A 14,122-nucleotide genomic window follows, 5' to 3' on the forward strand; every position below is an offset into this window, starting at 1 on the left:
CCTCCTAGTTATAGAGTTATAATACTTTTTAAACACGTTTAAAAAGTATAAAAAAAGCGAACTTATTTAAAAAGTGCGGAATCAAATACTTATTTAACATCTTTAATAAGTATATGTTAAACAGTCAACTCAATAAGATTCCCTTCAGGATCTTCTATGACACTCTCATAGTACCCATCACCAGTAAAACGAGGACCATTGATGAGCGAATAACCGCTATCTATAAATTTGGCACTCATTTGATTGACGGCATCTTCACTTCCTAAAGAGATTGCAATATGAGCCCAACCAATTGGAACATCAGGATTTGTTTTATTAATTCCCTCTTTACGCATAATCTCTAATCGTGCACCAGATTCAAAAGTAAGAAAATAAGATTCAAATTTCTTTTTACTATTATGATATTTATTGTTTGACTTACAATTAAAAAAAGTTTCGTAAAATTTCCTTATACCTTCCAGATCATTAACCCATATCGCAACATGTTCAATTTTCATTTATTTATCACTCCCAAGTATTATTTTTTTCTATATTTTAGAATTGAATGCGACTCACCACCTTATATGACTACCTTTTAAATATTCAATCGATCATAAGTTTAAGACAAAGACTTTGTAATCCATATAAGTAATCTTGTTTCCAATCACTCGTCGTAAGCACTGGAAGATGTTCGGACGGAATATATTTTGAGCTAGCAATTCTAATTTTATCTAATATTACGTTTTCAACTTCATCATTACAAAAAATGATGATATGAGGGTTAATGATCGCTACAAATGAGGCGACTAACCTGCTGATTGCATCAATTTCATAGTCCTCACTTATTATTAGGTTTTTAAGTCCTTTTCTATTTTCTAATGCCTGCCCAAAATTTCTTTCATTATATTGAGGTACGAATGAAACCTCACCCGAGAAAAAAGTACTTCCTCTTACAACATCACCATTTACCATTATTCCCGCACCAGGACCGTTTTGCCCTGAATACAAATAAACAAGGGATTGTTTATCCTTTATACCTCTATTATTGTGAAAACCTAAAACAGCTGCATTCATATCGTTCTCTACTATGACAGGGATTGAAAAATGCTCTTCATAATATTCTTTTAAATTAATGTTTTGAAACTGTTCGTATCCCGGGATATAAAAGATTTTTCCATTATCAACCGCCGCTGGAACTCCAATCGACATTGAACTGATTTTTGGATATTTAGTTATGATACTTTCAATGGTCATCGTTAAAAAATGCAAACTATTATCTATTAATGCACTCGGCGCTTTGCCTTGTTCCTTGATTTCGCCAACACAATTAAAAATGATATAGTTCGTTTCAGTTCCCTCTAAAAATATTACTAAACCTAACATATGTTCAGGATTGTAAGAATATCTTTTAGCCCTTCTTCCACCACTAGAATGATCTAATCCGACTAAAAGAACTTCTCCTTCTTTTTCCATTTCTGTTAGAAACTTACTAATTGTAGGAAAACTAATTTCTAGCCTTTGACTTAATTCAACTTTAGTTGCACTACCTAGTTTTAAGAGTATGGTACGAATACCACGAAGTACCATTTTCTTCATATTGCTTGGAGTTGCTAAAAATTCATTCACTAAATTCACCACCTTAAAAAACTTATTAAACAGCTTTAATAAGTTAATGACCTTAATTTACCATATACTCTTTATTAAAACAATTGAAATTGCATTAAATGAAATTTTTAGATTTATTTTTTTGAGTAGTACAAATCATAATAAAATATCGCTGATCAAACCTTTTTATCACAGTTTGATCGTATAGAATGTTGAAGTTTATACTATGAAATGATTGGTTATTGGAACTTTTAATGTATCCCCAAAACCTTCTTCGTCATAATCTATTTTTAAAATTTTACCTGTCGTTCCATCAACCATAACATCTGCTTCGCCTTTTTTGGTCTCCATTTCGATTTCATATTTTATTCCTTCTTCTTTTTCCACTTTTATTACATTACCTTTAACAGCATTTTTTGCAATGGAAACTACTTTGCTTTGAGAAATAACAGATTGTTTTTTTGTATTATCATAATATTTTATATCTTTATCATTGTGTTCTAAACAAACGTACCATGTAGACATTTAATCAATGAAAAAGTAAAATTATGACATATAAGTAAAACGGAATGGAAAAGATATTATCTTAACTCAATCCAATAACAACTTTGTAAATTTGAGGTATTTTTAAATGAATTTAAAGTATTTTTTGTCGATTGCTTTTTTAATTAGTCTTTTGTCACTTTTTGGTTTCGGACTCATGGCATTACTTGTGAGCAATCATAGTATATATCATTTTGATAGCACAGTTATTAACTTTATACAAGGACTTGAATCACCGGACATGACATCTTTTATGAAAATAATAACTTTTTTAGGTTCAAGCGTATTTATTATTCTACTTTCTATAAGTATTCTATATTTTCTTTATAAAGTTTTAGATCACCGTTCTGAGTTAATATTATTTATTGCAGCTCTTATTGGCTCAAATATTCTTTGTGTTTTATTAAAACTCTTCTTTCATAGGGCGAGACCTGATTTACACCGTTTAATTGAAATAAGTGGATATAGTTTTCCGAGTGGGCATGCAACTAACGCTATGACAGTTTATGGAATCTTAGCATTTATATTGTGGAGAAATATTCGTACAAAATCTGGGCGTTCTCTATTGATCATAATAAGTTTAATAATGATTCTTTTAATTGGCATAAGCAGAATTTATTTAGGTGTTCATTTTCCAAGTGATGTAATTGCTGGTTACTTTATTGGAGGATTTTGGATTAGTACTGCAATCTGGTATTATCAGCGTTATAAAGAAAAGCAATATGAACGAAAACAATGCGCATGAAGGTTTTATTACTTATTTTGTAAAAAAAGGAATTTTAAATTTGTTCGTATTGATGAGGGAAGCCTTTCATTATCCAAACAAAAAAGAGAGGTGTGCATAAAACTCACATCTTTATCAAAAATATTCAAAGCGTTGAACTTAGAGCATATAAAAAAGGACCGCCCTTTAATCAGTTACTCTGACTTATTGGACACCCCTTTACAAATTATGAATTTAGTTCTTCCTTTAATTTCAATATATAATCAGTTATCATACTTGAACAATGCCTTTTACTAGACATGATCCATACATATTGTAGATTGACAGCATCGTAATCTACAATATCGAGTAATATTACACCATCACTCAAATTATAATTAACTCCGTTAAAAGCAGGTACAAATGACACGCCTAAGTTTTCTTCGACCGCTTTTTTTAAAGTATCAGTACTTGTTGTAGTAAATAACTCATTCATGATGCCAAACTCCCTATAGAAAAGTTTTTTAAACCAATGAATGAATTCCCCATCATAGGTAATCAGTGTTTCATTGACGATTTGTTGCGGTGTAACAAATATTTTTTCTGCTAATGGAGAGTTTTTATTTACCATTAATTTCATTTTTGCTTCAAATAAATTATGATAAACTAGGCGATCATTATTTTCCAGTAAATGTTTTATAAAAGGTAATACACCGATATCACTTCGTTCTTCCAAAATATCTTCAATAATAACTTGTCCTGGCTTTTCAAAAATCTCGATATTAATTTTAGGATAGTCATCTCTGATCGATGAAATTGGGTTTAAAAGGACTGCAAAAAAACCTGGTGCGGTAGATATTTTTAACTTACCATTCACATTATTATTAATAATTTGTACTTTTTCGATAAGTTCTTGATATTTTATAAAAATGTCTTTCACATTCTTAATAATTTCTTCTCCATCACTCGTTAGAATAGCACGATTACCTTTTTTACGATCGAACAATTTTATACCAAATTTCTTTTCGATACTAATAATCGATTGACTAATTGCAGACTGACTCACAAAAAGATTTTGTGAAGCAATCGAAAAGGAACCTGTTTTGGCGACTTCGACAAGATATACTAATTTTTCAATATTCATATTCTTCTCCTTCTATCAACGTTATTAGTATACTACAAACTATATTTTCTATATTAGTTATTTTAACAATTTACAAAACGATAGGTATAAATTGAAAAAGCCTGTTCTCGAGTATTGAGAACAGGCTTACATTGTGAAGACAAAGTCCTAAAAATATGTTTTTTCAGGGCTTACGATTATTGTAATCCTAATTGACTCTTAACTGATTCTAAAGTTGCACCTTTATAGTTCTTAACTGCTTTAGGTGGTGCTACGACCCAAGGATTTTGCATTAAGTAATTCTTTTCAACAAATGCAAAGTCTTTTGCATCGACAGTTCCATCAAAGTTAATATCTGCGCTGCGCTTATTTGTTCCCCAATATGTTTGGATTGCTAATGCGTCCATTATATCGATTACATCATCTTTGTTAACGTCTCCAGCAGTTGCTGTAGGTACTATATCTGAACCTAAATTATAATAAACTCCAAATGGTCCACCTTCAAGGGTACCATAATTATTATCATAAATATTAAAGTTCTTATAAGTAGTAAAGTGACCAGGAATGTCTTGAATAATCGTATAATCTTCTTTAGACGGTTCATTTCCTAAAATATCAAACTGTCCACTTTTATTAACGACATTCGTTTTTACTTCTTTTCCATTATGATCTACAATCGTGATTGTAGGAGAAATCTTAGAGTAATCTTTAGTATAATCAACTTGACCATTCGCAGCTAAAAATGCTTCTCCATAAACTGATCCTTTAATCTCCGTTTGATTATTTAATACACCTATAGTAGAAACGTTAGTAAATGGGGTAGTTGTTACATTATCTACATTCGTAAAAGTTGATGTTACTCGATTAAACGTGTTATTCAGACTTGGTACGATTGTTGTTGGAATTTGAATTGTTAAATCAAGCATAGGAATATCACCATTTACTCCTGTAGTTCCATTAAAGTTTACAGTTACGTCAGATGAGATTGTACTTCCTGAAGTAGTTTGTTTAACATCTAGCGTTCCGCCAAGTTTTTGTGCTTCAGGATTTAATGCAATATTTGTAATTTTTGTAGAAGGTGCATCAGAAAACTTATAGTTCGCTTTCATTAGTTTACTTACATTGTTTGCATTTAATGTCATAGTAAAAGTATCACCTGGTTTTACGATAGTAGCATTATATAGTGTTGAATGATTCGCCTCCACAGAAACATATGGAGTATGTTCATTTACAAAATAATATTGCTTTTGCATGCCACCATTTGTAGCTTCGTCCATCCCTTCAAATTTAACGCTTAAAATACCGTTAGGCAACATCGCGATGTCATCAGACGCATTACCATCTTTATCGAGCGTCATGTTACCATTTGGTAACCAAGAGTTGTAAGAATAGTAAATTTGATTTTGTGTTTGATCAGCAGTCATGCCAGCTGCTCGTTTTACGTCAACATTATCATCAGTAATATGACCCGTTACACCGACAGAAGTTTGTCCATCTTTAAATTCGACAATTTGTTTTCCTGGTACTTCGCCATCCACATGTAGATCAAATTTAGGGTTTGTATTATCAACAAAGAAATCTTGTGTGACTGTATAAATTTTCCCATTATCATCTTGCCCAATCAGTTTAAATTGGTATTGACCTGCTTTTGGCATGACGATTTGATCTGTTCTTAATCCAATTGGGTTGTTTGGATCATTCGTAAATGGGAAGTAATATCCTTTGTAGAAGTAATACATCGCATATTGTACACCTTCGTCCATTGTTGTTCCATCAAATGTACCAATAACGCCAAGATCTTTACCAGTTTTCGGATCAGAAATAACTGCATCAATTATCTTCATATGCGATTTTAAGCTCATATAAGCAGCATCTCCACGATTCCACTTTTGGCTGCTCATTCTTACTGATTCTGGAACTGAGCGTTTATATAATGTAAAGCTATCAAATCCTTGTTCTACATAGTGAACACCAAACGGTACTTTATAACTTTCCGATGGATTATCTTTGTTCGTATAAACGATATAACCTTCATAAATCCCTTTTTCAGCTTCTTTAGGTATCGTTAATGTCACATTTGTTTTCTTTTGAGAAATTCCTTTTAACGTAATCGTCGAATCTGTCTGTAGTGTTACACCATTTGCTCCAGCATCTTTTGAACCACGTAAATTCGTATTGAATTTTACGCTTACATTAAATGTTTTTGCTTTTTCACCTTTATTAAACAATGTAACTGAACGAGTATCTACAATATCTTTTCCTTCAAAGGCTTCATTTCCGAAGCTAATCGCTCCTGAATTTTCTTTCACTAATTTTTCTTTATTGTTAATAATTGTTGGGAACTTCTCTTCTACTTTAATTTCAAAATTTGAGTGAATTGCATTGTACGGATCAACTCGTCCTGCACCTACTTCAAATACGCTATAAGGTTTACTTAAAGGATCAGCTGTATTCATTAAGATTGCTTTTACATCTTCTGGTTGTAAATCTGGTTTCGCTTGTAAAAGTAATGCAGAGATACCCGCAACATTTGGTGTTGCCATTGATGTACCAGACAATCTTTCATAGGCATATTTATAATCTGAAGGATTATCATGGTTGTGTACAAATCCTGGTACAGTTGATAATACAGCTACACCCGGTGCAGTAACTTCAGGTTTAATGTCATATGTTACACGTGATGGCCCACGAGAACTAAAATCCGCTAAGTTATCTCCTGGTAATTTAATTTTTCCTAGGTCACTAAGTGAAATTGAACCCGTTGAGCCTAATGGAATTTTTTGCGCTAATGCTACACCATCTGCGTTCGTCATTGAGAATGATGGAACAAAATCTGTACCCTCACCTAAGTTAAAAGGTAAATGCCCTTCAGCTGCATTGTTGTTGTAAATAATAACTCCAACAGCACCACGGTTTTTAGCTTGTAAGATTTTATCGTTGATCGTATTGCCTCCTCTTTGAATTAGGACGACTTTACCATCAACTCTAGCGTTCGCTCCATTATAGTTATAGCTATTACCTTGTCCAATATTAACGATTTGAAGTGGTTGACTAGGTGTGATTAACGTATTTAAATCACTAGTAAAACCTGTTGCAATTAATCGTAAATCTGAAGTTTGATTTGCTACTGTTGCTTTCATCGTAGCGATTTCACTTGGAACATCACTAGCGCCAACTGTTAGAGCTAAAGAAGCATTTCCTGGATTACCTACTGTATACATGCCGCTTCCTGAATTTCCAGCTGCAACGACTGCAGTTACACCACTTAATACCGCATTATTAATTGCAATGGACTCTACTGTTAAAGGATCATTATAATTTGCTCCTAAAGATAAGTTCATAACGTCCACGCCATCTGAAACTGCTTTTTCGATTCCTGCAACGACGACATCTGATGCTCCACTTCCACCAGGACCTAGAACTCGGTAAACATAAAGATCCGCATCTGGCGCAACTCCATTTGTTGCATAATCACTATCATTTTTACCTTGTCCAATAATTGTTCCAGATACATGTGTTCCATGTTCTGTATAATAATCTGAACCATTGTTAGTTGGATTTGGTTTACCAGCTTTTACCCAATCAGCATAAGTTGTTTCCATTGGATCAGCATCATTATCAACGAAGTCCCAACCTTTTACAGAATTCGGATCAATCGTTTTAGGATCAACTCCTGCTTGTGCTCGATAGCCTTTATAAGCAGGTGAGATATCAGGATGATTATAGTCAACCCCAGTATCAATTACAGCGACCTTAATGCCCTTACCTGTATAACCTTCATCATGTAACTTATTTATGTTTAAAAATTCATTTTCTGCAGCCATACCTTTTCCTCTTGCTTCATTGGAAGGTGCCGCCTCTGCAACAGGTTGTTCGGCTTTTACAACTGCATTACTATAAATTGCTTTAACCGCTTTTGATTTTAAAAGTGAATTAATTTTATTTGCAGGTATCTTAATTGAGACACCGTTGAATGTATTTTTATATTCATGACTAATTTTATAATTCTTATCATCTTCACTTGATAAAGTGTTTAAATCTTTATTAAATGTAGTATGATCAGCATCTACTAAGTTTTTAGCCTCACTATCTGATAAACTATTTCCTTTTAATGCTGCTTCAAGTACTGCTACTTTATGAGGTTTTTGATTGAATTGAACAATTACCGACACATTTTCAGTACTATTTAAGTCGACTTCTGGACTTACAAATAGGCCTGATTGATCATCATTTTTAGAAATCTGATTTAATGCTTGTCTTTGAGCCGGCGTTAAATTTGCTAAAATTGACTCTGCCTTCGTATTAAGCGAAGCTGCTTTTACTTTAGATGTTCCATTAAAGTTAAATGTGTGAAAACTACTAGAAATTAAACCTACACCTAAAGTTAGAGCTGTAGCATTTTTGACAATTTTCTTTTTTAAATACTTCTTCCCCATTTCTCCAGTCCTCCTGCAAACTATATATAATATTATGATAGAATCGCTCAGTTTCCATTAGATATATGTATTTACTGAACTCATAATCTATCAGATTTCGACCGTATTCGTTCTCCTTCCCCATTTGCTATTTACAGTATACTTAATCAGAATTTTCTAATCCAATTCGAAATATTGATAGGTTAATAAGATTTTCTTATACCATTAGTATGAATCGCAATTCTTAACTGTTACATTCTTAATAAAATAGTAAAACGCCTTGAATTAAATGGGAATCTTAGAGATCTTTCAATTGGTCAATATGGTGTTTTCGTTAGGTCTTATCATGTAAAAGAAAAGAGTTAAACTATTAATAAAATTGACAAAAAGTCAGACACTGTCATACCAATCAAGATCGAATCTGCTGTTATCACTGGAGATTTATATGTTATGAACATGTCTAATAAAGGCCGAACTGTCCCTATTGATCAAGTGACACATATGAGCTACCGAACGATTGGGGAAGAGTTTTGAATCAAAAGCAATAGTCAGTATGCGTCTGAATTATTTTATCTTCTTGAATTTATGAGTGTCGAAGATTTCACATTAAAATTTAGAAAAGTATATCCACTACTACAATCACAAACGAATTAAGACAAAATTAAAAGGATTGAGCCCTGTACAATACAGGGTCCAATCCTCACTAGCAGTATAATTTAATTACGTGTCTAACTTTTTGGGCTCACTTCATTAATAACCTTGTGAGTTCATTTATTTATTTATTTATTGAGGTTTTTGAGATACACTGATTATAAACCTAGTTCACTCTTTACAATTTCTAACGTTTTCGTTTTATATTTACTTTTGGGTTTAGATGCATCTTGTACTGAAGGATTTTGCATTAAATAGTTCTTTTCAACGAATACAAGGTCTTTTGCATCCACTGTTCCATCAAAATTAATATCTGCACTTCGTTTGTTTGTTCCCCAATATGTTTGAATATATAGCGCATCCATTACGTCAATTACATCATCACCATTTACGTCTCCACCAAGTAATGTTGGAAGTATTATCTTTTTAAATTGACCCATCAATTCTCCTGTATCACTTAGCATCCCAATTTTAAAATCATATATACTTTTAAAATGTCCTGGAACTTTTACAGTCATTCGGAGTGGTTTGTCAGTAAGCGCTAAATGTAAAGCTTCAATTTTTCCATACTGAGTAAAGATTTGATTATACGTATTCCCCTCAGCATCTTGTAGTGATACATCTGCCCCTATCTTACTGTAATCTCTCCTACTATCAAACGCTCCACCACTCGTTAATAAACCTTGAGCATATAAAACAGATGTCATTTTCGAATAAGTCGGAACTAAATCAACAAAAGGCGCATTTGCGATAAGAGAATTTGTCTTACCTGATCGATTTACATATGAGCCAGATGTATATACAAGGGAGCTATCAGGTCTTATGTCGAATTTATAATCCTTTACTTTGTAAGTAACTTCCACCAATGGGATATCTCCATTTAAAGTTTGCGTATTAGTATCAGCTGCTTCAACCGTTACACTACTTGCTGAAGTTTTGGTTAGTTTCATTTCTCCTAGTTTACTAGAATCTGGATGCAAACCAATATTTTCAATATTTAAATAATCTGAAGCAACACTTAAATTTATCGTACCCTTTTTAAAATCTACTGCATTTTTCAAGACAATTTTTGCATGAATTAATTCATCTGGTTTTGCAGTGTCTTTATCTACAACCGCAGTCAAGTACGGTGTACCCTTTTTCACGATTTTAATTGTCTTAGGTATAATACTGCCGTTACCTGCAGGGTCGGTTACAACTAATTGAACCACTTTAGCACCTGTTCCAATCGGTACATCATATTTAAATGTACCATCTTTATTTACAGGTATTTCTAGTGGTACTTCTCCTTGTGCTAGATCATAGACTTTGTTTGCAGACTGCTCACTCTTCATTCCAGCTGCTTTATAATTATCAATATCTTGATCAAATACTGAGCCAGTTATTGTAACTGATTTTTGCCCTTCCTCATATTCAATTATATCTCCTACTGGTCCATCGATTGTATACTTAGGCTTTCTATTATCAACTACTACTTCGCGAATTTCTGTAAACAGTTTTCCAGTATCAGTTGTAGCAAGCATTTTAATCTTATAAAACCCATCCTCTGCAACGACACTTTTAGAACTTATTCCAGAGTTAGCAAGCGGACTATACGTACCATTAAAGAGATACATATTAACTAAATCACCTTCGTTTAAACTAAATCCATCTACTGTTCCAATATACCCTATTTCCTGATTCGTTTTTCCATCCTCCAAAATGAAATCAATATTTCTTACATTGGATTTCATTTGAACTTGAGCAGTTATAGCCTTAATTGTGTTAGGACTTGAAGATCCATCTCTATAACGATCTTCTGATAACCCTAGTGATGATGTTTCGAATAATCCTATACCTTCTTCAACAGCATGTACAGCAAAAGGAATTTTATAAGTTTCCCCGGAATCATTCTGATTTGTATAAACGATATATCCTTCATAATTACCTTTCTCTGCTGTTTTCGGTATGAAGATGGACGCCCTCGTATTTTTTTGTGAATTTGCAGCTAGTTTAATAGTTGGTTCATTCGAAACTTTTACTCCATTTTTGTCAGCATCTTTAGATCCTCTTAAACCTGTTTGAAATTTAACTGCTACATCAAATGTTTTTGTTTCATCACCTGTATTTTTAATTACAATTTTACGCTCTTCATTAACATCATCGCTTAAATCGACTGAACCAAAACTAAGAGCACCTGTTTCATCTTTAATTGTTTTTTCTTTTCCATTTTTTAAAATTGGTGTTTCATTTTGAACTTTCATTTCAATCGACGAATGAACCGCTTTATATATATCCGCTCGCCCTGCTCCCGATTCAAATACACTATAGTCCTTACTTAATGGATCAGCTGTATTCATAAGAATGGCTTTAACATCACTTGGTTGCAGACTTGGTTTTGCTTGGAGTAAAAGTGCAGCCATACCTGCAACATTTGGTGTTGCCATCGATGTACCTGATAGACGTTCATACGCGTATTTATAATCGTTTGGCGTATTTTTATTAATCATATAAGCTGGAACAGTAGAGAATACGCCAACACCTGGAGCAGTAATTTCCGGTTTAATATCGTACGTAACACGGGCCGGCCCACGAGAACTAAAATCTGCTAACTCGTCCGCTTTTGTTTGGATTTGTCCAAGTTCATTAAAAGTAAATGTACTTGTTGTATTGATTTTTGATTTCAAAGCTAGGCCTTGGGCATTCGTTAATGTGAATGTTGAAATATAATTTAATCCTTCACCTAAATAAGAAGGGATTAAACCTTCATCTGGATTATTATTGAAAAGTAAGGCTGCTGTTGCACCGTTTTGTTTCGCAAATTTTACTTTATCGCCCAAAGTAATATTATTTCCGCGACTTATTAATACAACTTTACCTTTTACATCTTTGTTTTTATAATCAGTCGATGCGCCATATCCAACATCAATGATAGAAAAAGTTTGGCCATTCAATTGCTCAACATGATCTGTGTATCCCCTAGCCATTTCTTGCAAGTCAGCAGAAGTTGTTTCTGTACCTGATTGAAGTACACTCTTATATGTATGTAAATTATTTGGTGCATTACTTGCACCTACAGTCAAGGCAAGTGCTGCAGTACCTGGAGAACCTAATGTGTACAGATCATTTCCGCTGTTTCCTGCAGCGATTACTGCTGTAACACCGCTTAGAACCGCTTGATTAATTGCTATACTTGTAGAATAAAGAGGATTATTAATTCCTGCACCTAAAGATAGATTAATAACGTCCATTCCATCTGCTACAGCCTTATCGATACCTGCCAAAATATTAGCATCTGTACCAGAGCCGTAAGGCCCTAATACACGATAAGCATATAAGTCTACATCAGGGGCAATACCTTCCATTTTATAATCGCTATCATTCTTTCCTTGACCAGCAATAATTCCTGCGACATGAGTTCCATGTTCAGTATAATACGATGCTCCATTTGCCCAGAAAAATTCGGCTACACCAGATTTTTTCCAATCCTCATATGTAGTTTCCATCGGGTCATTATCATTACCGACAAAATCGTACCCACCTTTATATACATCCTTTAAATCTGGATGATTATAATCAATACCTGTATCAATTACTCCTACTTTAACTCCTTTACCAGTAATTCCTTCCTGATGAAGTTTATCTACCCCTAGAAAAGAAAGAGCTGTTTGATTGCTCGATCCCCCAGTTTGCATATCTTCTTTAGAGTTATCGACTTCTGCATGAACTTCTTCATTACTCCATACTGCTTTAACAGCTTTCGATTTTAATAGGTTTTTAATTTGATTTGCTGGTAGACTCATCGAAACACCATTAAAAGCATACTTAAATGAACGATTTACTTTAAAATCTACTTTTTCATTATTGTCTTCAGTTAATACTTGTCCTAAATCCTTTGAAAAAGTTGCATGATCTTGATCAACCAAGTTTGATGCTTCAGTGTTTGTTAGCTGTTGACCATTTAAACTTGATTCAAGTTGTGCGACTTTTGCTGGTTTATTATTAAATTCAACAATTACACTCGTTTGGGTAGTAGAATCTAAATCGATATCAGGATTAACTTGAAGTCCTGTCTCATTACTCGTTGAGAGTTGGTGAAGTGATGCTCTTTGAGCTGGTGATAGGTTGGCTAGCATTTCATCTACTTTCGAATAAGTTGCAGCTTTTGATACGGTTGTTATATGACTTAGGGAGCCAAGAATAAAGCTGGACGATAATGCTAATACTGAAAAACTTTTGACGAACTTACTTCTAGAAATATTTTTCCCCATTTTCAACCTCCAAATTTTCAAAAATAAAAGTCTTTTTTATTATTAATTATTCTAAATATTCAGTCAATTGGGTTATTCGTTTCCCTATTAAATCAACTTTTAAATGTTTTCCGACATATTTCATCAAGAAATTCAAGGATAGTTGTTAAACTTCGTTCCTTTTTATCTAGATTCATTTTAAAAAAATTTGCTTATTTCCAATAAAATCCACTCCTTTTCCAAAGACGACTTCAACGTTTTTAACACACTTAAAATAAAAAAGAGATTTCATAATATAAAAATCTCTTATTGTAGAGAAAACTCTAAAATTTCTCTACACTCTTTTTTATTTCATATTTTTTTATTGGATTGAGTGAAAAAATAGTGTTTAAAACATAAAAAATACACCTATGTTGTACGTTTAGGTGCATTGCTTGATTTTCTTAATGTTTTGAATTACAGCTGTAAGCCTATTCCCATCTCAAGCCAAAAAGAAGGTTTATGTTCCCAATATTAGCTAACTGTTTCAATGATTTTACTGTCTATACCGTTTATCTCGATATTTTTACCAATCTATTTCAATCTCAAATTCTTTTACCATATCTTTAAATCTTCAAAATGCTCCTTTTCCCCCGAGGTGATTAGTAGCATTTTTTGTATTTTCTCATCATGAATAGTCGAACAAAAGTCTTCTATAATTTCATATTTAGTTGGTAGTTCCTTATAATCCTCAAAATTGTCAACAATGTCATTGTTATAACAAGTAAATATAACATTTATTATTGATACAGATAGGTAAGGGTTTGAAGTTATCGCTCCCTTTTCCCCCTGTTCACACCGTACGTGCGACTTTCACCGCATACGGCGTTCCAAC

At 33.1% G+C, this 14,122-nt stretch carries 7 protein-coding genes and 1 pseudogene; 2 read left to right on the forward strand and 6 right to left on the reverse strand.

Going from position 1 to position 14,122, the window contains the following annotated elements; all coding sequences use genetic code 11:
- Positions 1–116 precede the first annotated feature (116 nt).
- The 3 genes from ACFVR2_RS07735 to ACFVR2_RS07745 all read right to left on the reverse strand — a co-directional run bounded on the left by ACFVR2_RS07735 (position 117) and on the right by ACFVR2_RS07745 (position 2,109).
- Entirely contained in the window at positions 117–497 is a 381-nt protein-coding gene (locus ACFVR2_RS07735) for a VOC family protein (RefSeq protein ID WP_387360395.1), read from the reverse strand.
- A gap of 85 nt (positions 498–582) precedes the next feature.
- On the reverse strand, positions 583–1,605 hold the full coding sequence (locus ACFVR2_RS07740) for an ROK family transcriptional regulator (protein WP_387360397.1): 1,023 nt from the start codon (positions 1,603–1,605) through the stop codon (positions 583–585).
- 198 nt (positions 1,606–1,803) lie between these two features.
- Positions 1,804–2,109, reverse strand: a complete 306-nt coding sequence (locus tag ACFVR2_RS07745) for a PepSY domain-containing protein (protein ID WP_387360399.1) — start codon at positions 2,107–2,109, stop codon at positions 1,804–1,806.
- A gap of 106 nt (positions 2,110–2,215) precedes the next feature.
- Here ACFVR2_RS07745 and ACFVR2_RS07750 point away from each other — a divergent pair, with 106 nt between their 5' ends.
- Positions 2,216–2,872 carry a phosphatase PAP2 family protein gene (locus tag ACFVR2_RS07750; RefSeq protein ID WP_387360401.1) on the forward strand — a complete coding sequence of 219 codons (657 nt, stop codon included), beginning with the start codon at positions 2,216–2,218 and terminating at the stop codon, positions 2,870–2,872.
- A gap of 205 nt (positions 2,873–3,077) precedes the next feature.
- Here ACFVR2_RS07750 and ACFVR2_RS07755 read toward each other — a convergent pair whose 3' ends face one another.
- Together ACFVR2_RS07755 and ACFVR2_RS07760 are read right to left on the reverse strand one after the other, a co-directional pair.
- On the reverse strand, positions 3,078–3,974 hold the full coding sequence (locus ACFVR2_RS07755) for a LysR family transcriptional regulator (protein ID WP_387360403.1): 897 nt from the start codon (positions 3,972–3,974) through the stop codon (positions 3,078–3,080).
- A gap of 176 nt (positions 3,975–4,150) precedes the next feature.
- A complete protein-coding gene (locus ACFVR2_RS07760; protein ID WP_387360405.1) occupies positions 4,151–8,389 on the reverse strand; it encodes a S8 family serine peptidase in 4,239 nt (1,412 codons plus the stop codon).
- A 537-nt stretch (positions 8,390–8,926) separates the two neighbouring features.
- Here ACFVR2_RS07760 and ACFVR2_RS07765 point away from each other — a divergent pair.
- Positions 8,927–9,083 (forward strand): annotated as a pseudogene (locus tag ACFVR2_RS07765) (IS3 family transposase); the annotation flags it as partial.
- Positions 9,084–9,177: 94 nt separating this feature from the next.
- Here the strand turns inward: ACFVR2_RS07765 and ACFVR2_RS07770 are convergent.
- Complete coding sequence (locus tag ACFVR2_RS07770) at positions 9,178–13,269, reverse strand: S8 family serine peptidase (protein WP_387360407.1); 4,092 nt, start codon at positions 13,267–13,269, stop codon at positions 9,178–9,180.
- Positions 13,270–14,122: the final 853 nt, after the last annotated feature.

Source organism: Gottfriedia sp. NPDC057991 (genome assembly GCF_042886615.1).
GTDB lineage: Bacteria > Bacillota > Bacilli > Bacillales > Bacillaceae_G > Gottfriedia.